Below are 21,851 nucleotides of genomic sequence, written 5' to 3' on the forward strand. Positions count from 1 at the left end.
AATGAAAATGGGAAAAGGGACCGTCAAAAATACGTCCCGCTCCCCTTTGTTATTTACGTTTCAGTCGCGCATAAGCGTATGTTCCGGCAAACGGAACAATCAAGACAATCGCCATCCCGATTGCGAATGCGCCCCAGTACTGGCTCATAATCGAGAAAATGCCGGGCACGCCGCCAACACCGACGGAGCTTGCCAAAACGCCTTGAGATGAGACATACATCCCGGCAAGCCCTGAGCTGATCATCGCAATGATAAACGGAAATCTGTAGCGAAGGTTCACCCCGAATATGGCAGGCTCTGTAATGCCCAGATAAGCGGAAATGCCTGATGTTAAGGAAAGGCCTTTTTGTTTCTCATCCTTTACGATAAACATCATCGCCAGCGCCGCTGACCCTTGAGCGATATTTGACAGCGCCAGCATCGGCCATAAAAAAGTGCCTCCGAGCTTAGAACCGATCAGCTGCAGATCAACTGCCAAAAACGTATGATGCATTCCGGTAATCACCAGTGCCGAGTATAAGCCGCCGTACAGCAGCCCGCCCAGCGCGGCAAATGAGCCGAACACCGAGATAAGCCCCGAAGTTAACACATTCCCGATCGCAAATGTGACCGGTCCGATAATGATAAAGGATGCAAAACCTGTCACGAGCAGCGTAATCGGCGCGACGACTAAAAGCTGTATCCCCTCGGGTGTCCGTTTCGTCAAAAACAATTCAATCTTGGCGAGCAAATACGAAGCGAGCAAAATCGGGAGCACCTGCCCCTGATAGCCGACCTTCTGCACCTCAAGGCCGAAAAGATTCCATACAGGGATCTCTCCGCTTTGTTCCGCAGCGCCATACCCCCACGCATTCAGTAATTCAGGATGCACGAGCATAACGCCGAGCACAATGCCGAGGAGCGGATTGCCGCCAAACCGTTTCACCGCCGACCAGCCGATCAGCGCTGGCAGGAACGTAAAGGCCGTGCCTGCGATTAAATTGATCATATTGGCGAGATCCGCCCACTGCGGGTACACTTGCACAATCGATTTTGTACTGAAGAAAATCTCCTGCGCCGTTAAGATATTGTTGATCCCCATTAAGAGACCCGCCGTGACAATCGCCGGCAAAATTGGAATAAAGATATCTGCAAGCGTTTTCACAGCACGCTGCAAAGGATTCATATTTTTTTCTGAGGCCTTCTTCACATCATCCTTTGTTGACTCGCCAATCCCCGTTTCCTTGACCAGTTCCGCATATACTTTGTTGACTGTTCCCTGGCCGATCACAACCTGAAACTGCCCGTTTGTCGAAAACGACCCCTTTACAACATCGATTTGATCCAGCACCTCTTGGTCAACCTTGCTTTCATCTATTAACGCGAAGCGTAAACGTGTTACACAATGAGTTGCCGCTGCAATATTTTCAGCACCGCCGACTGCTTCAACAATTTGCCGTGCTGATCTGTTCAGTTCCCCCATGCCAACCCCTCCGTTTGATAACTTGTATATACAACTTATGTTTATATTGTATTCCTGTATATACATGTAGTCAACAACTTTTTATAGCGCTTTCATACTATTCGTAAAGTCATAGAATATCTTAAACAGGCAGGGCTGCTCTAAAGAATAAACACGAGAAAGCCCTGCAGCTCCTGCGTGAGCTCGAAGGAAAACTCTGACCTTTTTAACAGAAGGCTGCTCAGATTTGTGTTTACAAAGTTGGACTTCGGAAATGTGTATGCGGATCTATTGTATATATCGAAGGAATCGTAAAATCTGAATCTATTCAGTATCACGTCCCCCGTCTTTTTTTTGCGGCATCTGAGGGATGAAATAAGGAAAACGAGGAATCTCAGCCGATATGCTGTCTATTTCCAGCGTATTGGCTGAGACGAGTTTAGATCTATTATTTTGTAAACGGCAAAATGCCTGATTGTAAAAATAAAAGGCGGCCAAAGGAGAGTCATTGAAGAACCGATCACCGAGTCCATCAGAAGGCTTTACAGAAAGCCTCAGAGTCAATAGTGCTTTTGTGCGCTTTCGCGTCAATCACTTCAGCTTAAACGATCGCTTTTAAAATCGGCCCGAGAACCAAGACCGACATCGTCTTAGCCTATATCGGACGGAATGGCAGGTACGCAGGGCATTGACAAGATGAAAAAAGAATCAAAACAGATAGACTTAACAGAATCAAACCGCTCATTAACGTGGTGATGCGATCTTGCTGCCTTTGTTCACCTAATTGATTATCAAGAGTAAGACGAGGTTAAGTTCCAAAAACACTAAGAGTTTTCAGCTTCTTTTGTCTGGCAAACAGCACTCTGTTTCGTTTTTCTTCTATCTTTCAGGTAATACTGTTCAGATGTGAAAAATTCGGTATACAGCGCTTTTACCTTCTTGCTCAATAATAACAGCGCAATCACATTCGGAACGAGAATGAAAACTAACGCTAAGTCCAGAAAGCCCCAGATGGCTTTTGCTCCGCCGGCGGCACCTATGATAATAGCCGCTAAATAAACGAATTTAATAACATGCCCCGACAGCCGTCCGAATAGAAATTCAGCTTGTTTTACGCCGTAAAAGATGACAACCATAATGGTCGAGACAACAAAAAAGACGAGAGAAATCGAAACGAAGTATCCTCCGCCAGTTCCGAAATAATGCTGAAATGCAGCCGTAGTCAGTGCTGCTGGGTCACTTGAGGCGTTCTTCCCTGTCCAGACTCCGGATGCAAGGACGACAAATGCCGTGGTGGTGCAGATAATCAAGGTATCAATGACAATGCCGATCACAGACCAGAACCCTTGTCTTACGGGGTGGTCAGTCATTGCCGCCGCATGTGCAATCGGGGCGGTTCCCATCCCGGCTTCATTAGAATACAGGCCGCGGGCAAACCCCCAGCGGATGGTTTCAGCCAAGGCAGCGCCTGCAAATCCTCCTGCTGCCGAAGAAGAAGTAAACGCATTCGAAAATATCAGAGAGAAAAACGCCGGAACAGATGAAAGATTCATAAGAACGATCAGGAGACCGGCTCCCGCGTATGCCCCTGCCATGAGAGGCACAACAAACTCTGTTACTTTTCCGATCCGCTTAACCCCGCCAATTACAACTAAAGCAATCAAAAACGCGATGCCGATTCCGGCGTATATTTTATTGAAAGAAAACGTTTCGGCAAGAGAGACTGAAACTGAATTCCCCTGAACCATTATGCTTGGAATCAGCTCTACGATCAGTGCAACAGAAAAAAACACGCCGAGCCATTTCATGCGCAGCCCTTTTGTTATGTAATACATCGGTCCCCCGACAAATTCACCCTGCTCATTTTTTTCTCTGTAATGAACCGCAAGCACACTTTCTGAAAACTTAATTGCCATAGCAAATAAGGCAACCAGCCACATCCAAAAAACAGCCCCGGGACCGCCAAACATGATAGCCGCAGGCACTCCGACAATGTTCGCCGCCCCAATCGTCGAACTGAGGGCTGATGTCAATGCCTGAAGAGGCGTAACTGTCCCCTCTCCCTTCGGCTTTTTTCCTACGCTGCCGATCGTCTGCTTTAAAATGTATAATGGATAGCGAAATTGAAAAAACTTCAGCAAAATGGTGAAGTACAATCCCGTCCCCGTCAGTAAGATAATTAGCGGCGGCCCCCACAGCCAATCAGATATACGCTCTACCCATTCTAATAGTTGTTCCATCCCATCACCCTTTCCCGTTTATGGGTCAATTCCCCACAGATGGAAAAACATAAACCTTTTAGGGCAGACAGAACTAAGTCAAATTGAGGAATAAAGGAAGCTGTACGGCTAAAAAACATCGCCTGACAAGGAAAACTAAGTGGAAGAAGGTCTGTTTCGCCCCAGCCGCTCATATACTTGATTCTTATAAAACGATGACGCTGGTTTGGAAAACATGCCTTTTTTGTCGGCAAGCTTATCGAGCATCAGCTGCTTCTCTGATTTTTTTCTTACTAATTGCTCACGTTCCTTTTCGTCATAGCACTTGGAGATTAAATGGTTGAGGGTCATAAGCTCTTTTTTCAGTGCACCCTCATCCTCAGCCATCCCTGCATTTTTTAACATTCGGTATCCCATCCGCAGGGATTCCGGCAAGTGGGCCGCATCATCCTTTGGCAGCGGTTTTCCCATTCCCGGCAGGTTGTCAAATTCTCCGTCTTTGATGGCGCGTTTAATCTTATCTTCAGACACAATATGAGAATAATCCATCGTCCCACCTCTTTTCATTAATGAATATATTTTATCATACAGCTGTCACAAACCATATTATTCCTTTATTTACAGTAATAAACCTGCTTTTACATCTGGCAAATTCCTAAGAAAACGTTGATTCGACGGCGTTTTTCGCCACTTTTTCCATCGGACGATTTTCACTTTTCTAATCCGCTGATTCGTGTTATATTGGATACGTTCGTTTTTTCTATCGTTTCGCTCGAACTGTGATCGGAAAAAAGGAGTGTAACAATGAAAACATTTATAAAAGAAAGAGGACTGGCCTTCTTCTTAATTGCGGTCGTCCTGTTATGGGTAAAGACGTATGTCGGTTATGTCCTGAACTTCAATTTAGGAATAGACAACACGATCCAGAAAATATTGCTTTTTGTGAATCCGCTCAGCTCAAGCTTATTCTTTCTTGGATTTGGACTTTTGTTCAAGAAAAAATTACAGCAGACAGCCATCATAGTGATTCATTTTTTAATGTCTTTTTTACTGTACGCAAACATTGTGTATTACCGATTCTTCAATGATTTTATTACGATTCCGGTCATTATGCAGGCTAAAACAAACGGCGGCCAACTCGGTGACAGCGCATTTTCGCTGATGAGACCGACTGACGCCTTTTACTTTATCGATACGATCATTCTGATTATCTTAGCGATTAAAGTGAACAAGCCTGCCGATACGTCTAACAAAAAATCATTCCGAATCGTTCTTGCGTCTTCGATTCTCGTTTTCTTAATCAACCTGGCAGTTGCGGAGTCAGACCGTCCTGAATTGCTGACGAGATCATTTGACCGAAACTATCTTGTCAAATATTTAGGAACATACAATTTCACGATTTATGACGCTGTGCAGAATGTCAAATCCAACAGCCAGCGCGCACTTGCCGATTCAAGCGACGTAACGGAAGTTGAGAACTACATGAAAGCCAATTACGATGTGCCGAACAATGTATATTTCGGCAAAGCGGAAGGAAAAAACGTCATTTACGTTTCACTTGAATCTTTACAGTCCTTTATCATCGACTATAAAATTGATGGCAAAGAAGTGACACCGTTCTTAAATAAACTGGCGCACGATAACGAAACGTTCTACTTTGATAACTTTTTCCACCAAACAGGACAAGGTAAAACATCGGATGCAGAATTTATGATGGAAAACTCTCTGTACCCGCTGGCTCAGGGTTCCGTTTTCGTGAACAAAGCGCAAAACACGCTTCAATCCGTTCCGGCGATTTTGAAGTCTAAAGATTACACATCTGCGACGTTCCACGGGAATACGCAGACGTTCTGGAACCGAAACGAAATGTACAAAGCGGAAGGCATCGATAAATTCTTCGACTCTGCTTACTATGACATGAACGAAGAAAACACGAAAAACTACGGCATGAAAGATAAACCGTTCTTTAAAGAATCAATGCCGCTGTTAGAAAGCTTGCCGCAGCCGTTCTATACGAAGTTCATTACCCTGTCTAACCACTTCCCATTCGGAATGGATGAGGGGGATACTGACTTCCCGGCTGGAGACTTTGGCGACTCTGTCGTCAACAACTACTTCCAGTCAGCCCATTACCTTGATCAGTCCATTGAACAATTTTTCAATGACCTGAAAAAAGACGGGTTATATGATAAATCGGTTATCGTGATGTACGGAGACCACTACGGCATCTCTGAAAACCACAATAACGCGATGGCCAAAGTGCTTGGCAAAGACGAAATTACCGATTATGACAACGCCCAGCTTCAGCGGGTGCCGCTCTTTATCCACGCTGCCGGCGTGAAGGGCGAAAAAATTCATAAATATGCCGGAGACGTCGATGTGGCTCCAACCCTTCTGCATTTGCTCGGGGTGGATACGAAAGACTACCTGATGTCCGGTTCTGATATTTTATCTAAAGAACACCGTGAAGTGATTCCGTTCCGTAACGGAGACTTTATATCACCGAAGTACACGAAAATATCCGGCAAGTACTATGACACAAAAACCGGTAAACAGCTTGATGAATCTGAGATCGACAAGTCAGAAGACTCACTCGTCAAGAAGGAACTCGAAATGTCCGATAAAATCATAAACGGAGACCTGCTGCGTTTCTACAGCCCGAAAGGTTTTACAAAGGTGAACCCTTCCGATTATGATTACACAAAACACGGCGAGGATTCAGAGACGTCAACAGAAGACGAAGATAAATAAGAAAAAAGCAGAGAGGCCAGCCTCTCTGCTTTTTTTATTTCACTGCAGCACGTAATTCCTCTGCCGCAAACTCTACATTCGGGCCAATAATGACTTGTACTGATTGCCCGCCCGATTTGACGACTCCTTTTGCGCCTGCTTTCTTTAATAACGCTTCATTTACTAAAGACGTATCTTTCACTGTCAGTCTCAGCCTTGTCGCACAGTGATCAATCGTCTGCAGGTTTTCTTTTCCGCCAAGCCCCTTCAGCATGATGTTTTCATTGACAGACTGTGCTGTGTTCTCGTCCAGCACTTCATCCAAATCATCATCCTCACGTCCCGGCGTTTTCAAATTCAACGTCTTAATTAAGACGTAAAACACGACAAAGTATACAGCCGCATAGCATATACCTACCAGAAGCAACAGCAGCGGCTTTTCTGCAATTCCGTAGCTCAAAAGATAATCGATCGCACCGGCTGAAAAAGAAAATCCAGAGCGTATGCCGAGCAAATTAACGATGAATAGCGACAGTCCGGTTAAGACTGCATGCACAGCGTATAACAGCGGAGATAAAAACATAAATGCAAACTCAATTGGCTCGGTTATCCCTGTGATAAACGCAGTCAACGCAAACCCGATCATCATTCCGGCCGTTGCTTTTCGTTTTGACGGCTTGGCAGTCACAATCATTGCCAGACATGCCGCCGGAAGACCAAACATCATAATCGGGAAGAACCCCGTCATGTATGTGCCCGCTGTCGGGTCTTTAGCGAAAAAGCGCGCCAAATCTCCTGTCACTCCATTATATTCGCCGAATTGGAACCAAAAAATATTATTCAGCACGTGGTGAAGACCGAGCGGAATTAACAACCTGTTGAATAAGCCGAATATGCCCGCGCCGATTCCGCCAAGCCCAAGCATCCACTCCCCAAACGCGTTAATTCCCGATTGAATCGGCGGCCATATCGACCCGAATATTCCTGCTAAAATGATTGTGAAAATAGCGGTGACAATCGGCACAAGCCGTCTGCCGCTGAAGAACCCGAGATATTCCGGCAGTTTTGTATCCTTGAAGCGGTTATAGGTGTAACCCGCAATTAAACCGGCAATAATTCCCCCAAATACCGCCATGTTGTTTGCTTCATTAATCGATTTTGTTGCCGCGTCGAGCATCAGATACGAAATCGCCCCTGATAAACCTGCGGCCCCATTGCTGTCCTTTGAAATGCCGATGGCAATCCCAATCGCAAATATAAGCGGCAGGTGATCAAAAACAGCAGTTCCCGCTTGATAAACAAACGGGATATCGAATAAATCCTCCCTGCCAAGTGCAAGGATAATCCCGACTGCAGGCAAAACCGCAATCGGGAGCATAAATGACTTTCCAAGCTTTTGTAAAAATGAAAGCATACCCATCCCCCTCTTACCCTTTTTTAAAAATATACCATACAAGATATCTAGTGATCTATACCAATTTTCCCGGCATATTTCTTTTTTCCCAGGTTCGTGTGTTTCCTATTCTAGAGCCAATTGTGGTAAGCTTAAACTAGATTATTTAAAAAGAAAGCGGGAATGACAGATGATTGTAACAAACGATCAAGAATTAGACGGCCTGAAAAAAATCGGCAGAATTGTAGCGCTGGCGCGTGAAGAAATGAAACGGAAAGCAGAGCCCGGCATGAGTACAAAAGACCTTGACCTTATCGGAAAAGCGGTGCTTGACGAGCATGGCGCTGTTTCGGCTCCGCAAAAAGAATACGACTTTCCTGGTGTTACATGCATCAGCGTAAATGATGAAGTGGCGCATGGTATTCCAAGCACATCCACTATTTTAAAAGCCGGAGATCTTGTGAACATTGATATCTCTGCTGAATTCGGCGGTTTCTACTCCGATACAGGCATCTCGTTTGTGCTCGGTGAAGGAGAAGAACGACTTCACAAGCTATGCCAATGCGCAGAGGATGCCTTCCAAAAAGGGCTGCAGCAGGCAAAAGCCGGCAAGCGCCAAAATCAGATCGGGAGAGCCGTTTATCATGAAGCACGTTCTAAAGGATTTACCGTCATTAAAACCCTGACTGGCCACGGAATCGGCAGAAGCCTTCACGAAGCGCCGAACCACATCATGAACTATTATGATCCATTTGATAACGCGCTCTTCAAAAACGGCACAGTGATCGCACTTGAACCATTCATTTCAACAAAAGCGGAAACCATCGTCGAAGCTGGAGACGGCTGGACCTTTAAGACGCCGGATAAAAGCATGGTCGCCCAAGTTGAGCACACCATCGTCATTACCAAAGACGAGCCGATTATCCTGACACAGCTGTAAAAACACATTTCGTATGTTTAACCTCCTCCTATTACAGGTAAAGCATCACTATTCTGCAGGAGGAGGCACTGTAATGAACAGAGATCAAGAAAAAATCCAAATTGAAAATGAAATGAATGCAATGCACGGAACAATAAAAGAAGAAATGTTAAAAGACTTTGAAGAATTTAAAGACTACCTGAAAAAACAAGTTAACCGGGGCAAAAAAATAGGATTAGATGACGGCAAGCTTGTCAAAAGCGCTGCGATCCTGGGAGACTATCTCGCGAAACATGAAGAGCCGCAAAACGGCGAAGAAATGCTGCTTCAGGAACTTTGGAGCGTTGCGGATGATGATGAGAAAAAACATTTGGCACAGCTGTTAGTCAAATTGGTTGAGAAACAATAAATACCTAAGCCGGGCGTATGCCCGGCTTCTTTATATTGTCACAAGCCCGGCCCATCCAGATATGCTACACTAGGATTAATGTCTGTGAAAGGAGCCATTGTCCGCATGTGGTTTATTATTTTTGGAATCGTCTTTTTCATTGAAGGCATCATCATGACCGTTTTCGGCGTGAAGAAAAAAAACGGGATGCTTACATATATCGGTATTGTGTTCAGCATCATGACACTTGGCATTGTCGTGCTGAAACTCACCGGGCATTAAATCATATTCAGCGTTTACTCCGCATATACATACAAGAAGAAAGTTCGCATCACTAGTGCGAAAGACTCAGTTTTTCCCGCATCTCTTTTCAGCATCTTTTGATAGATGTTACAATGCCAATCGTTTGGTCAATCAGATAGGGAAAGGAGTTTTCTGACATGCATTACGGCAGTAAAGGCTGGTATGTGGCAGAATTAAAAAAGCAGGGTATCACGAAATATGAAGGAAGAAAGCTTCAAAGCTATAAAACCTATTTTCTTGCCAACCTGCTTGAAACAAAGAAAAAACAATCCTGACATGGTAAAGCCGCGCACGTTTAGATGCGCGGCTTTTTTATTGAATCGGAAGCAGCCTGTCCCGTTTTTTGATAAAGGAAGATCTCCAGCTTTCCGACAATGCATCTTCACTTAAAATCCGTTCAATGGCGGCGAGATTTTTTGTGTCATGGTATTTGATATGGTTTGCGAATTGGACGGATATGCCTTTTTTGCCTCTGGACAGCAGGTCGAGCTTGGCGCCCGGAGCAACCCTGCCCTCTTCCAGCACGCGAAAATAAAATCCCGTATATCCGGTTTGCTGAACTTTCAGCACCATATCCTTTGCACCGAACTTTTTGGCAAGCTTTATACACGGCTGACGCGGCTGGCTGACCTGAACCACGGCGTCATCGAGCTGAAAGACATCGCCTATGCAAACGTCCTCCTCAGTCAGGCCTTGCACCGTGAGATTTTCACCAAACGCGGCGCTCGGGAGCGGTCTTGAGAGAAACTCGGCCCAAAACGGATAGTGCTCCGCCGGATAGACACAGACAGCCTTATCAGGGCCGCCATGATTGACGAGATCCGCTTGTCCGTCTCCCTCAAAATTCTCCCGATACAGCATCACTGCGGAATCTGCCGGCCGCTTCATAATGCCGGTCTCTATTTTCTTTCCATCGTATTCAAGCGTCTGCGGCTTTCCCAGATTAAGAGAAAGAATGGAATAATGCGCTGATGTCATATAAACACATCTCCTTTACAGGATATAAAATGATTGATTATCATAAAAAGAAAAGGTGGTTTTTTACATGCTTCAATATCGAATCGTTGCAGACGGCCGGGTTCAAGGTGTCGGTTTCCGCTACTTTGTTCAAGCGGAAGCCGATAAGCATAAACTCACCGGCTGGGTCAAAAACCGTGATGACGGGCGTGTCGAGATTTTGGCCGAAGGGCCGGAAAACGCCTTGCAATCATTTCTTGAGGCCGTGAAGAAAGGCAGCCCCTTTTCAAAGGTTACCGGCATCTCTGTCACTGAATCCAGCAGCCTTGAAGGCCATCACCGGTTTTCAATTGTCTATTCGTAAGGCTTATCCTGATAAAAGTAATTCGGCTTGACGATTGAATTGTCATAAGACCGGTGAAAAATATGTGTGGAGGCGGGTGAAATCGGCGGTATCAGCCACGTCCAGTCACCCGTCAGCTTTCTGCCCGCTTCTTCCTCCTGTTCTTCAAACCGTTTAAACTGGCTTGCAGCCGTGTGATGATCGACGATGCTGACGCCGTGCTTTTTATACGAGTGCAAAACAGCTTTATTCAATTCAACAAGCGCCTGATCCTTCCATAAATCTGTATTGTAATCAGCAGCGATGCCGATCACGGACGCCACTTTTTTCAGCATGTCATACCGCTTCACATCTGCCAGGTTTCTTGCTCCGATCTCCGTCCCCATATACCAGCCGTTAAACGGTGCGGCATTATAATGAACGCCCCCGATCTCAAGCCTCATATCCGCAATAATCGGCACGCCGTACCATTGCAGCTTCAAGTCAGAAAACGCTTCGAATTCCGGGTGGGTCAGCGGAACTTCTATCACCAGTGAGCGGGGCAGCTCATACCAGACCGGCAGCTTGTCACCCTTCATGCGAAAAATAAGGGGAAGAAGATCAAAATCGGTCCGCTCTCCGCGCCAGCCGAGCTGCTCACAGGCTGCGGTGAGAGAACGGGAAGCAGGATCGCCGATTCTTTCTCCGTTGGATTCATATCCCGCGTACCGGATCAGCTGATGATTCCAGATCTCGACTTGCTTTTCGCCCTTCTCTTCCGGAGGGAAAATCGTAATGGTCGGCCTGATTTTCCCGTTATTTGTGGCGGTTTCAATGTGATGAAACAGAGCGTCCCGTACTTCTTCTTTAGTCCGGACGTCACGTCTGTCAATGACATTCAGCGAGTTCCAGAACAGTCTGCCGATGCAGCGGTTGCTGTTTCTCCAAGCCATTTTCGCCCCGTGCGCCAGCTCTTCCTTTGTATGTACATAGCTTCCAGTCCGGTCAATCTCACTTTTAATGTCATCGAGGCGGTCTTGCGCTTCATCCTCCTTTCCGAGTTCCTGATAGCAATTGGCAATAAACGCTTTCGCTTCGTTCCAGAGTATTTCTTTATCTTCCAACAAACTCTCTCCTCCAAATCGCATTCATGCTTCTCATTGTATCGTTTTTGAGCGGGAAGACAAATGGTTTTTCTGCATCTTCTTGGAAAAACAAATAAAAAAACACCCGCATTTGCGAGTGTCAAAGGGATGATAAATGATGGGCCAATTCCATTAAATCACTGCGAAAGTTTCTGCCTGTCATTGGGATGCCGTGCCCGGTCAGCAGCGCTTCCGGTTCTCGTTCGGCAAGTCTTTGAATGGACTCGGCGGCCATCTCAGTGTCAGGTGTGAAATAAGCCGGCGGGCCGTGAAGCTCCTGTTTTTGAATGAAGACGTCAGCCATTTTTTCCTGTTCAACTGTAATCACCGCATCGCCAGCGACAAGCACACGGCCGTCCTCGCGGAATAATGAAATATGGCCCGGTGTGTGGCCCGGTGTTGCGATCCAGATCCACTCGTCCAAAAACGGAACAGTGCCGTCTTCAGGCAGTGCTTGAACATGAGAGGAAATATCGATCGAATGGCGCGGAAACAGCGGCGACAGCTTGGCAACCAGCCCGCTTTTGCTGTCTGGGCGCGCCGGCGGATAATCCTCTTTTCCGGTCACAAAAGGCATTTCCCGCGAATGAACATAAACAGGAACATCCCAATGCTCAAGGATCTCTTCAATGGCCCCGATATGATCAAAGTGCCCGTGTGTCAGAATAATGGCCTTCAAGTGATAGTCATCACCGAATCTTTGTTTTGCTTCGTTTAAAATCATGCCGGCTGATTGAGGCATGCCGGCATCTATTAAAATAAATGAACGTGGTTCAGAAGGATACTGAATAAAATAGACATTCGCAATTTGCACGGTCAGACCATGTACACCCTTTGCGGCCTCGAACCCAGTCCCGCTTCTGACTGAAGTCAGCGGCATATAAGGATCACTCATGAAGACACCTCCGGTACGTTGTATGCCGTTAGTGTATGTCATTCCGCCTGAATTATCATGCAGAAATCGAAATGGCACCGATCAATAAAGCGGTAACCGTCATGACAATCACGGCGAGAACCGCCCATTTCAAAGCGAATTTTTGATGATCGTCAATGGAGACCCCGACAAGCCCGACAAGCAAATGTGTAGATGGCACAAGCGGACTCAGCATATGAATCGGCTGTCCGATAATTGAGGCTCTGGCAATTTCGACTTTATCAACACCGTATGCGACAGCCGTTTCTGATAAAATCGGCAGCACTCCGTAAAAATACGCGTCATTCGGCATGAGAAATGTGAAAATGCCGCTAGTTAAGGCTACAATCGCCGGGATAAACCCGCCCATTTGTTCAGGAATCATCGACACAAGCGAAATCGCCATTTCGTCAACCATTTTGGTGCCTGTTAAAATTCCCGTAAAAACGCCTGCTGCAAAGATCATGGAGCCAATGGCCAGCACGTTGCTTGAATGTGCTGAAATACGCTGTCTCTGATGATCAAGGTTCGGATAATTCACAATGAGTGCAATACAGAATGCGATGACAAACAGCACCGTTAAACTGATTTTGCCTGATACTAAAAAGCCTATTAATGAAAGCGTCAACAACAAATTGAACCACCAAAGCTTCGGGCGTTTCCACTCATCTTCAACCGCAGCGGCCGGTTCGTTGACATCGGCCGGCTGTTTCAGCTCAATCACGCCGAGTCGTTTGCGCTCCGCTTTACCCAGCACATACGCAACTGCGACCATACAAAGCATTCCGCTCGCGATCACAGGGATCATCGGCCCGGTCAGCTCAGCCGGATCAACCCCTAGCGCGCTCGCCGCCCGCGGCGTCGCGCCTCCCCACGGAATCGTATTCATAATCCCCATGCCAACACCGGCGATTCCCGCCAATATAATCGGCCGGATGCCGAGCAGCAAATAGAGCGGAAGCATTGCGCTTGTTGTAATCATATAGGTTGTTGAACCGTCTCCATCCAATGCAACAAGCATCGTAAGAACCGCTGTCCCGACAACGATTTTTAACGGATCGCCTTTGACCATATTTAATATTTTGGCAACCATCGGATCAAAAAGCCCAGTGTCAATCATGATCCCAAAATATAAAATCGCAAACATAATCATAACAGCCGTCGGCGCCACCTGCTGAATCCCCGAGATCATCATATCGCCAACTTCAGTGAACCCGAAACCGGCTATCAGCGCAAACACAATCGGCGTCAAAACCAATGCTGTCAGGACAGAAAGCCGTTTTGTCATGATCAGTACCATAAACACAAGCATCATAAGAAATCCTAAGATTGCTAACACATTCATTCCCCCTTTAAATGAATCCGCTTACATTTTATCCCCTATTCCCCTTTTGCCTTTTTGTCATCGTATGAGAAAAACGGTCTCAAGTAAATAATTTGGTTTTTTTATATTTTTAATTTTTTAAAACCGTTTTGTTCTTTTTGGTCATTTCTAAACACAAAAAAAGCATTCCGCCTACGGCAGAATACTTTTTGCTTAATTGCCTGTCATGATGGTTTGATAAAACGCTGATTGTTCTTCAAGAAACCGTTTCGTTTCCTTGCTGTTTAAATAAAAGCTCTCCCAGTCCTGCTCGTTTATTTTCTGCTTCCATTCGGGCGAGGATGTAACCTTTTTTAATGCTTGGTCCCAGTAAGAAATCTCTTCCTCAGACATGTTTTTCGGCCCCAGCACCCCTCTCCAATGAGAGAAGACAAACGGAATGCCCTGCTCTTTCCACGTCGGCACTTTTGGAAAACCTGGCAGCCTTTTATCTGACGTGACGGCGGCTAATGTAATCTCGCCGTTTCGCTCGTACGGCTTGGCTTCTGAAACAGTCATGGAAGCTGCTTCTATCTCATGCCTGATCAGCGCCTGGATCAATTCTTCACTGCTGTCAAACTGTAAAAACTCAATGTCGAAAGGGTCAATCCCGTACATATCAGCGGCTCTTACGAACGAGAGCTGATCGTCATTGCCAAGCCCCGGGGAAAAACCGATTTTGACTTTGCCAGGATGCTTCTTGATCTCTTTCAGCACATCCTTTCCGCTTTTCAGCGCCGACCCTTTCGGAAGAGCGACAGTCTGCCATTCCTTAGCGAGAATCGCCAGCGGCGTAAAATCATCAGTTTTTAATTTACTTTGTCCGAGCAGGTAATTGCTCAGGATTAAACTGGACATCATACTGATAGTCTTCCTGCCGCTTTGGTTGACATATTTCCAGCCTTTATCGCCTCCGCTCCCAGGCTTATACACAATATGAATCCCGCCTTTCATCAGCTGTTTTTGCCTGAGCACGGATTGAATCGCCTGCGCCGTTACATCCCAGCCCCCGGAAGGCTCGGCAGGCACAACGATTTCAACCGGCCCGTCCGGCAGACGTGGAGCGGCCGCCTTCCGGATGTCACCTTGCATGAAGACCAATAGACAAATGAATAGGATCACACATTTTTTCATCGCTATTCAGCCGCCAAATAATATTTTCTCTCCGGTCTGCCGATAATCCCGTACTCCAGCTCGGCTCGCGCTTCTTCCTTAGACACAAGATATTCGGCATAGCGGCGGGCTGTTGTTCGTGACGCGCCCATTGCTTCGCCAAGTTCTTCAGCTGTCATTCCTCCGTCCGCAGTACGCAGCGCCTCTTTGATTTTTTTCAGCGTGATCGGATTGATGCCTGTCGGCAAATCCTCCGCAGTGACAGCTCCCTTAGAGCTGCCCCCAAAAATATGGTCAATCATGGATTGGCTGACCTCCGGCTGAGACAGCAGCACCTGCCTTTTTTCTTTATACTGGAGCAGCACCTGTTTGAACTTGTCAGCCGTTACGGGCTTTATCAAATAGTTTGCGATGCCCGCCCGCAGCGCTTCCTGTAAGTGGCGGGTTTCCGTTGCGGCTGTGATGATCATAATATCCACTTCCGGAAACCGTCTCCGTATCTCTGGAATCAATGCTGTTCCGAGCTCGTCCGGCATATAAATATCCAATAGCAGCAAATCAGTTTTGTGTGTCTCCAAAAGCAACATTGTCTCTTTGGCATTGCCCGCTTTGCCGATAATGCTGAATCCATCAAGCTGCTGAATCAATCTCTCATGGATTTGCGCAACCCGAAAATCATCCTCCGCAATCACGATGTGAATCAAATGGATTCCCCCTTTGTCTGTTTCTCCTTCGGTATAAAAACAGTAAATACCGCTCCCCCGCTTTTTTGATTTGTCAGCTCGATCCAGCCTCCCAGCTCACGCACTGACTCTTTTACGTTGGCGAGTCCGTAGCCTCTCTTCATCCCCTTTGAAGAGTAGCCTCTTTCAAACACCGCCTCCATTTTATCAGGCGGCACTCCCATTCCCGTATCGGATACTTCGATAACAATATCCCGTCCGATATCTGTAATAAAACATGAAACCTCCTGTACGCTTTGATCCGCTACAGCTTCGAAAGCGTTATCAATCAAATTGCCGATAATCGTAATGAGATGGGACAAGCCGACATGAGGAGGAAGAGGCCCAAGTGTGCTGTTGTCATCGATCGACAGCTTCACCTTTTTTTCCGATGCTTTGCTCATCTTTCCTAACAAAATCGCCTGCACCTGCTGCGAATGAATATTTTGGAATAAAATATCATGCTGTTCATTTTGGATGGCGTATTCCTCTTTAATCAATTCAATCGCTTCCTCATATTCGCCAAGCTCAAGCAGCCCTAAAATCGCGTATAGCTTATTAGAAAATTCATGAGTCTGGGCGCGCAGGTCCTCTGAGTATTTTCGCACCTCTGTCAGCGTGTCAATCAGCTTTTTCAGTTCTGTTTTTTCTCTGAAGCTGATAACAATTCCATACGCCTGTCCGCCTTGTGTCATGACTTTTGTATTGATAATAAAGACTTGATCGTTGACGCATACCTCCTGATTCGGCGGCATTTCTTCCTGCTCAAGCACAGACATCAGTTCTGCTCCCGGCATCACGTCATCAACAGGCACGTTCATTACAGGCTCGGGTAGCTTAAGCATCTCAGCCGCCGATACGTTCATCATCGTTACAATGCCATCACGATTGGTGGCGATAATTCCTTCCTTAATCGCCCGCAGCATCGCATTCCGCTCCCGATAGAGAGAGGCAATTTCGTGCGGTTCAAGGCCAAGCGTATCCTTTCTGATGCTTTTGGCAAGCGCGGCGGCACCGGCAAATCCAAGCAGCAGCACGAGTACAGCCATGAAGCTTAAGTCTCGCAGATGTTTCTTGATGCCTTGCTCTGCCTTGGTTTGCAGAAAATCAACGGACACGCTGCCGATCACGTGGCTGCGCCCCTTTTGTTCCTCGATAATCGGTGCGCTCCCACGGATCACCCTTTGTCCATCCGCTTTCGTCTCTGAGACGTGAGAGCCTCCAAATAGGATTTCTCTGCTTCTCGTCAAATGCTTATTTCCGCTATTTTCCGAGGCGGTTCGGACCATTCCTTTTTCATCAAGCACATAAATCGCATAAGCGCCGGTCTGTTCTTTCATTTGTTCAATGACCTCCTGCGCCTCGGCAGCTTGCCCGCCTTTCGACACGATAAGCTCCTTTGCCGGCGGCATATAGGAAATCGTTCTCGCCGTCTGCACCGCCAGCTGCTCTGCCTGTTTTCGCCCTTCTTTTGTTTGCTGAACGGCAAACGTGACCGTCAGCACGCCAATCACAAAGATCAGCAGCGCCGCAATCAACCCCATTATTTTTGTTTGCAGAGAAAAATGGAATCGCTTTTTCACCACAGCACCAGCCGTCCTTTCTACCTAGATCATACCATTTTTCGCCCGGGAATTTTCTTATTTTTCAAAATCCATTTCTTTGGTGATCAGGATCTATTATTCAGATCAAGATGTTTCCTTTTCACATTGTCCAGTTTTGCTGAACAATCCTTCTTTCATGAAGGAATCATTCCGTCTGAACATTTCGATATACATATAGATATAGTATCTGAGTGATATGGTGAAGGGCGGGAGGTTATGGTGAAAACGAGTCTTATTGTGCTGACTTATAATCAATTGGCGTTAACAAAACAATGCTTGGAGAGCATATGGACGCATACCGATGATGACTGTATAGAAGTGATTGTTGTAGATAACGGCTCTCATGACGGGACACAGGACTATCTCAAACAGATTCCTTCAATCAAAACGATTTTTAATGAAACAAAGAAGGGTTTGCGAAAGCCTGCAATCAGGGCCTTGAAGGATAAGGTTTCTTGGTGTCATTTACGCGAATATTAGAACAAATTAATTAAGTGACTGATCATCCTCTATGATTTGTCTAGTAAAGTTCGAGTTAAATGTTGCCGGCACTTCTCCAAAAATGACCGAGTCTCATTTTATTCATTGTCCAGCTAATGTTTGCATACTTAAAGTGCCGACCGACGTTTCAAAACCGTTAACAACAACTGAAACTGGACCCGCTGCCTCATTGTAAAACAGATGTGAATTTGCTTCTATTGCCCCTGTTGCATCACTTGATGTAATGTGATCGAATATAAAAAAGGCAGACCGCGTCTGCCTTTTTTCTTTCTACCATATCCCTAATAATTTCCACCATAATCCGCCGATCACAAGCCATGTGACAATATGAACGATCGACAGGATAAACCCGATAGACCACCATTTGCCTTGCGAAATGTAGCCTGCCCCGAAGAAGACCGGAGCCGCTCCAGAACCGTAGTGAGTCGTTGACCCGAACAGGTTACTGATGAACGCGAGGCTCAGCGCTGCTAAAAGCGGCGGTGCGCCCGCTGCCACGACAACAGCCAAAAATGCTGAATACATCGCACTGATGTGGGCTGTCGCACTTGCAAAGAAATAGTGAGAGTAATAATACACAACAATTAAAATGATGAATGCCACAATCCAAGAGAACCCTGATACGGATGATTTCATGGCATTACTGAACCAAGAAACCATGCCTAATTCATTCAGGAAGTTGGCCAGCATAACAAGCGCCGCAAACCAAGTGAGCGTATCCCAAGCGCCCTGTTCTTTCTTGATATCATCCCAAGTCAGAACCTGTGATAATAAAAGAACTGACAATCCGATCAGTGCGGTTGTGGTTGCGTCGATGTTGAAGCTGCCGCCAAAAATCCAAAGAGCAAGCACTAAAAGAAACACAATAACCATGGAAAGCTCTGATTTTTTAAATGGTCCCATTTCTTTCAGTTTTTCGGTTGCGATTTTCGCTGCGTCCGGTGTTTCTTTGATTTCCGGCGGATACAGCTTGTAAATCACAAGCGGCGTGATGATTAAGCTTACAAGTCCCGGCACAATCGCGGCAATTGCCCAGCTTGTCCATGTTAAGTCCACCCCTGCGACATCATGGGCCAGCTTGGCAATCAGCGGGTTCGCCGCCATCGCCGTCAGGAACATAGCAGATGTAATCAAGTTTCCCTGAAAACCGGTTTTTAATAAGAAAGCACCGATTTTTCTTTCTGTTCCATCTGCCGGGCTTGATCCGAATGTTTCGGATAATGATCTGATAATAGGAAATATAATGCCTCCTGCACGCGCCGTATTACTTGGAATAGCAGGTGATAATATTAAATCACTGAACAGCAGTGAATAAGAAAGTCCAAGGGTTTTCTTCCCGAATTTCTGAACGAATACATACGAAATTCTCGCACCTAGCCCGGTTTTGATAAATCCCCGGGAAATAAAGAATGCGATGACGATAAGCCAGATGGTCTTATTCCCGAATCCGCTTAATGTATCCTCAATTGATAATGTTCCAGTTAATGCAGTAACCGCCAATGCAAAAATTGCAATTGCACCCATTGGCAAGGGCTTGGAGATAAAGCCGATAATTGTCGCGACGAAAATCGCAAACAAATGCCATGCTTTAGGTTCAAGTCCGGACGGAGCGGGAATAAACCAGATGATTAGTCCCACAGCGACAGTAATAAGCAATGGAACAAGCTTTACTGCTGACTGTTTTCCTGCGTCTTTTTCTGAAGCCATAAATAGGTCTCCTCCTATATACTTGTTTTCCGATCCCCTTTTTCATTCTACTCCTTAACTAAGTTAATAAACATTTTAATTAATTAAAAAACACAAAGGTGAGCAGCCCTTTGTGTTTTTTTCATTTCTTAATTTAGTTTACCCGCGCCCGCTTGAGATGTAACATTTGACTTCACATTCGCGGAAGCATCAATTGATCCGTGCAAAGATGGCGTCCATCCGACAGAAGAGCTCAGCCCGTTTGCAGCCGATGCGTTGATCTGCGTACCGTTCAGCAATGTGCCGGAATCGTATAAAGCCGTTCCCCCGCTGAATACGCTGATCGTTTTAGCAGCAGTCAATCCCGGAACGTCAATGGCATTGTTTTGCGCATAAATTTTAGATGATTTTCCGATTCCCCACGCATAGCTAAAGGCATACTCTGATGAGTTTTTATTGCCTTCATAATAGTTGTTGTAAACGTGTACCTGTCCAAAACGGACTCTCGGTGCGCGCTGAACGATATTTTTGTAGCGGTTATGATGCAGTGTGATTTTTAATTTGCCGTCATCGGAAGTTTTGCTGTCACTTGATCCGAAAATGGAGCTTTTATCATGATCGTGATAGAAGTTATAAGACATTGTAATGTAATTAGCGCCGTTAGAGGCATCAGTTTGGCCGTCATGGTGCTGATATTCTCTTCCAAAATACTTTGGAGAGGTGCTGTCTGGACGCGAACCGTCATTAAATGTACAGTGATCGATCCATACATGTGTACCGCCGTTTATTGTGATGTTGTCATATTGTGAGTTCCAGTTTCCTGAACTTCCGTCAGTCGGGTCCCATTGCGGGAAATAGTCATATGCGTCTTGGAATTCGATATTGCGGATAATGACGTTATCGCTCTTGATCTGGAAGTTTCCGCCCAGAACTTTGGCATTTGACCCTGATCCGACGATCGTCGTATTTGCAGGGATATCCACCATCACGCGTGCCTTTTGGTTTTTCTGTGAGCGTGCTCTGGCCTCTTCCTGTGTTCCGGATGGTTCTTTTTTGCCCCATGTGCTTGGGTCATAGGCTTTCAAATATTTGTTCAGATCGTACTCTGGATCTTTATAATCATTCAGACCAAGCGGTTTCAGATTGTCATCGACATTCATGTCAATCGTTCCCTTGATATAAATGATTTTTGGCGTAGTGTTGGTGTCCTTGCCCAAAGCCGAAACGAGCTGGCTTCTGTTGCTGACTGTATACACGTGGGATGACGAGGCTTTTGATCCGCCTGTCGTGCCTGTCGAGTACGCTCCCCAGCCATCATTTGACCCTAACGTCTGATGGCCCAAATCCGCTGCGTTCGCCCCAACCGGAGTCAAGCCTAATAACAAAGCCGTGGCTAACATCACTTTTTTCATGCAGTCTGAACCCCCATTTTCTATTTTGTGAGAATTTGTTCCATATTCTCACAAAAAACATAATAGCAAATTCATGGGTATCCATAACCGAAAATGTACCGCTTTTTATTGCGGCATCCTGCAAAAAAACACCGCAAAGACCGCAAATATAAAAAACCCCAAAAGGACGATAATCGCCTTTTGGGGTTACATTTCTGCATCATGCCCAAGATTTTACTTTTTCGTTGTCTGTCACAAAGAGAAGCACTTTCCCTTCATCGAGCCGTTTTTCAAACTGAGCCGCTTCGTCTTCTGAAAAACCGATTTCGTGGATTTTATTGCGCAGCTCGTCACCTTTTTTATTAAATATGTTTCCTACCGCATGTTTGAAACCTGTTTCTTTGGCTCCGATCGTGTTGGCATTCGTGTTGTCTGCCAGTCGTTCCGTTCTGTCATCGTCGTGAGCTAAGACGTATACATCCTCTTTTGCGACACCCATTTGCTGTAATTCTTCTACATCCTTCATGAGCTGTTCGTCGTTTGTATACTCTCTTACAACTGGTTTCATATCCAATTCCTCCTTCATCATGTCTATGTTATATTCATACCCGATCCTTTTTCTATGAAACAGCATCCAGAGCATTGGGCACAAAAACAGGAAGAATGGTAGTAGATATTTCATTTCTAACCATGGTAAAGTGATAGAACGAGAGTATTTTCAGAATAGTCAAAATCAAAACC

19 protein-coding genes and 2 pseudogenes are annotated in these 21,851 nt (G+C 45.9%); 7 read left to right on the forward strand and 14 right to left on the reverse strand.

What is annotated here, in order from left to right:
- Positions 1-49: 49 nt before the first annotated feature.
- From treP to LNN34_RS12320, 3 genes are all read right to left on the reverse strand, one after another.
- Positions 50-1,462, reverse strand: coding sequence for a PTS system trehalose-specific EIIBC component (treP, locus tag LNN34_RS12310; RefSeq protein WP_229043540.1), 1,413 nt, complete (start codon positions 1,460-1,462; stop codon positions 50-52).
- Positions 1,463-2,265: 803 nt separating this feature from the next.
- Entirely contained in the window at positions 2,266-3,681 is a 1,416-nt protein-coding gene (locus tag LNN34_RS12315) for an alanine/glycine:cation symporter family protein (RefSeq protein WP_069487605.1), read from the reverse strand.
- Between the two features lie 135 nt (positions 3,682-3,816).
- Positions 3,817-4,209 carry a DUF1992 domain-containing protein gene (locus tag LNN34_RS12320; RefSeq protein ID WP_059291655.1) on the reverse strand — a complete coding sequence of 131 codons (393 nt, stop codon included), beginning with the start codon at positions 4,207-4,209 and terminating at the stop codon, positions 3,817-3,819.
- Between the two features lie 255 nt (positions 4,210-4,464).
- Between LNN34_RS12320 and ltaS the strand changes: the two genes are divergently transcribed.
- Complete coding sequence (ltaS, locus tag LNN34_RS12325) at positions 4,465-6,411, forward strand: lipoteichoic acid synthase (RefSeq protein ID WP_059336020.1); 1,947 nt, start codon at positions 4,465-4,467, stop codon at positions 6,409-6,411.
- Positions 6,412-6,445: 34 nt separating this feature from the next.
- Here the strand turns inward: ltaS and nagE are convergent, their stop codons facing one another.
- Positions 6,446-7,804, reverse strand: a complete 1,359-nt coding sequence (nagE, locus tag LNN34_RS12330) for an N-acetylglucosamine-specific PTS transporter subunit IIBC (RefSeq protein ID WP_024120573.1) — start codon at positions 7,802-7,804, stop codon at positions 6,446-6,448.
- Between the two features lie 169 nt (positions 7,805-7,973).
- Between nagE and map the strand changes: the two genes are divergently transcribed.
- The 4 genes from map to LNN34_RS12350 all read left to right on the forward strand — a co-directional run bounded on the left by map (position 7,974) and on the right by LNN34_RS12350 (position 9,668).
- The gene (map, locus tag LNN34_RS12335; RefSeq protein WP_069487607.1) at positions 7,974-8,723 is read left to right on the forward strand and encodes a type I methionyl aminopeptidase; all 750 of its coding nucleotides are present in this window, start codon (positions 7,974-7,976) and stop codon (positions 8,721-8,723) included.
- A 73-nt stretch (positions 8,724-8,796) separates the two neighbouring features.
- Complete coding sequence (locus LNN34_RS12340) at positions 8,797-9,111, forward strand: DUF3243 domain-containing protein (RefSeq protein ID WP_044163609.1); 315 nt, start codon at positions 8,797-8,799, stop codon at positions 9,109-9,111.
- Positions 9,112-9,216: 105 nt separating this feature from the next.
- The gene (locus LNN34_RS12345; RefSeq protein ID WP_010333377.1) at positions 9,217-9,372 is read left to right on the forward strand and encodes a hypothetical protein; all 156 of its coding nucleotides are present in this window, start codon (positions 9,217-9,219) and stop codon (positions 9,370-9,372) included.
- A 158-nt stretch (positions 9,373-9,530) separates the two neighbouring features.
- Positions 9,531-9,668 carry a YflJ family protein gene (locus tag LNN34_RS12350; RefSeq protein WP_010333376.1) on the forward strand — a complete coding sequence of 46 codons (138 nt, stop codon included), beginning with the start codon at positions 9,531-9,533 and terminating at the stop codon, positions 9,666-9,668.
- 37 nt (positions 9,669-9,705) lie between these two features.
- Here LNN34_RS12350 and LNN34_RS12355 read toward each other — a convergent pair whose 3' ends face one another.
- On the reverse strand, positions 9,706-10,371 hold the full coding sequence (locus LNN34_RS12355; RefSeq protein ID WP_229043541.1) for an MOSC domain-containing protein: 666 nt from the start codon (positions 10,369-10,371) through the stop codon (positions 9,706-9,708).
- A 67-nt stretch (positions 10,372-10,438) separates the two neighbouring features.
- Here LNN34_RS12355 and LNN34_RS12360 point away from each other — a divergent pair, with 67 nt between their 5' ends.
- On the forward strand, positions 10,439-10,714 hold the full coding sequence (locus LNN34_RS12360) for an acylphosphatase (protein WP_010333374.1): 276 nt from the start codon (positions 10,439-10,441) through the stop codon (positions 10,712-10,714).
- Here LNN34_RS12360 and nosA read toward each other — a convergent pair.
- From nosA to LNN34_RS12390, 6 genes and pseudogenes are all read right to left on the reverse strand, one after another.
- Positions 10,705-11,796, reverse strand: a complete 1,092-nt coding sequence (gene nosA / locus LNN34_RS12365; RefSeq protein WP_217828178.1) for a nitric oxide synthase — start codon at positions 11,794-11,796, stop codon at positions 10,705-10,707. The two genes, LNN34_RS12360 and nosA, sit on opposite strands and share 10 nt — an antisense overlap.
- 121 nt (positions 11,797-11,917) lie before the next feature.
- Positions 11,918-12,712, reverse strand: a complete 795-nt coding sequence (locus LNN34_RS12370) for an MBL fold metallo-hydrolase (RefSeq protein ID WP_069487610.1) — start codon at positions 12,710-12,712, stop codon at positions 11,918-11,920.
- Between the two features lie 55 nt (positions 12,713-12,767).
- Positions 12,768-14,069 (reverse strand): citrate transporter CitM, encoded by a 1,302-nt coding sequence (gene citM / locus LNN34_RS12375; RefSeq protein WP_202647055.1) that lies wholly within the window; start codon positions 14,067-14,069, stop codon positions 12,768-12,770.
- 198 nt (positions 14,070-14,267) lie between these two features.
- Positions 14,268-15,227 carry a tripartite tricarboxylate transporter substrate binding protein gene (locus LNN34_RS12380; protein ID WP_059353399.1) on the reverse strand — a complete coding sequence of 320 codons (960 nt, stop codon included), beginning with the start codon at positions 15,225-15,227 and terminating at the stop codon, positions 14,268-14,270.
- Positions 15,228-15,229: 2 nt separating this feature from the next.
- Positions 15,230-15,910 carry a response regulator gene (locus LNN34_RS12385; protein ID WP_229043542.1) on the reverse strand — a complete coding sequence of 227 codons (681 nt, stop codon included), beginning with the start codon at positions 15,908-15,910 and terminating at the stop codon, positions 15,230-15,232.
- A pseudogene (locus LNN34_RS12390) lies at positions 15,882-17,514 on the reverse strand (ATP-binding protein). Before LNN34_RS12390 ends, LNN34_RS12385 begins: the two are co-directional and overlap by 29 nt.
- Before the next feature lie 234 nt (positions 17,515-17,748).
- Between LNN34_RS12390 and LNN34_RS12395 the strand changes: the two are divergent.
- A pseudogene (locus LNN34_RS12395) lies at positions 17,749-17,975 on the forward strand (glycosyltransferase family 2 protein); the annotation flags it as partial.
- A gap of 328 nt (positions 17,976-18,303) precedes the next feature.
- Here the strand turns inward: LNN34_RS12395 and LNN34_RS12400 are convergent.
- The 3 genes from LNN34_RS12400 to LNN34_RS12410 all read right to left on the reverse strand — a co-directional run bounded on the left by LNN34_RS12400 (position 18,304) and on the right by LNN34_RS12410 (position 21,678).
- Entirely contained in the window at positions 18,304-19,740 is a 1,437-nt protein-coding gene (locus LNN34_RS12400) for an anion permease (RefSeq protein ID WP_044163592.1), read from the reverse strand.
- A 128-nt stretch (positions 19,741-19,868) separates the two neighbouring features.
- Positions 19,869-21,131, reverse strand: a complete 1,263-nt coding sequence (locus LNN34_RS12405; protein WP_044163590.1) for a pectate lyase — start codon at positions 21,129-21,131, stop codon at positions 19,869-19,871.
- A 199-nt stretch (positions 21,132-21,330) separates the two neighbouring features.
- Entirely contained in the window at positions 21,331-21,678 is a 348-nt protein-coding gene (locus LNN34_RS12410; protein ID WP_024120550.1) for a general stress protein, read from the reverse strand.
- Between the last annotated feature and the right edge of the window lie 173 nt (positions 21,679-21,851).

The sequence above is a fragment of the Bacillus sp. AF23 genome (assembly GCF_020861455.1).
GTDB lineage: Bacteria > Bacillota > Bacilli > Bacillales > Bacillaceae > Bacillus > Bacillus halotolerans.

Bases quoted from the DNA above. Each gene is read 5' to 3' on its own strand.
- treP (WP_229043540.1), bottom strand. From the start codon at position 1,462: ATGGGGGAACTGAACAGATCAGCACGGCAAATTGTTGAAGCAGTCGGC.
- LNN34_RS12315 (WP_069487605.1), bottom strand. From the start codon at position 3,681: ATGGAACAACTATTAGAATGGGTAGAGCGTATATCTGATTGGCTGTGG.
- LNN34_RS12320 (WP_059291655.1), bottom strand. From the start codon at position 4,209: ATGGATTATTCTCATATTGTGTCTGAAGATAAGATTAAACGCGCCATC.
- ltaS (WP_059336020.1), top strand. From the start codon at position 4,465: ATGAAAACATTTATAAAAGAAAGAGGACTGGCCTTCTTCTTAATTGCG.
- nagE (WP_024120573.1), bottom strand. From the start codon at position 7,804: ATGCTTTCATTTTTACAAAAGCTTGGAAAGTCATTTATGCTCCCGATT.
- map (WP_069487607.1), top strand. From the start codon at position 7,974: ATGATTGTAACAAACGATCAAGAATTAGACGGCCTGAAAAAAATCGGC.
- LNN34_RS12340 (WP_044163609.1), top strand. From the start codon at position 8,797: ATGAACAGAGATCAAGAAAAAATCCAAATTGAAAATGAAATGAATGCA.
- LNN34_RS12345 (WP_010333377.1), top strand. From the start codon at position 9,217: ATGTGGTTTATTATTTTTGGAATCGTCTTTTTCATTGAAGGCATCATC.
- LNN34_RS12350 (WP_010333376.1), top strand. From the start codon at position 9,531: ATGCATTACGGCAGTAAAGGCTGGTATGTGGCAGAATTAAAAAAGCAG.
- LNN34_RS12355 (WP_229043541.1), bottom strand. From the start codon at position 10,371: ATGACATCAGCGCATTATTCCATTCTTTCTCTTAATCTGGGAAAGCCG.
- LNN34_RS12360 (WP_010333374.1), top strand. From the start codon at position 10,439: ATGCTTCAATATCGAATCGTTGCAGACGGCCGGGTTCAAGGTGTCGGT.
- LNN34_RS12370 (WP_069487610.1), bottom strand. From the start codon at position 12,712: ATGAGTGATCCTTATATGCCGCTGACTTCAGTCAGAAGCGGGACTGGG.
- LNN34_RS12380 (WP_059353399.1), bottom strand. From the start codon at position 15,227: ATGAAAAAATGTGTGATCCTATTCATTTGTCTATTGGTCTTCATGCAA.
- LNN34_RS12400 (WP_044163592.1), bottom strand. From the start codon at position 19,740: ATGGCTTCAGAAAAAGACGCAGGAAAACAGTCAGCAGTAAAGCTTGTT.
- LNN34_RS12405 (WP_044163590.1), bottom strand. From the start codon at position 21,131: ATGAAAAAAGTGATGTTAGCCACGGCTTTGTTATTAGGCTTGACTCCG.
- LNN34_RS12410 (WP_024120550.1), bottom strand. From the start codon at position 21,678: ATGAAACCAGTTGTAAGAGAGTATACAAACGACGAACAGCTCATGAAG.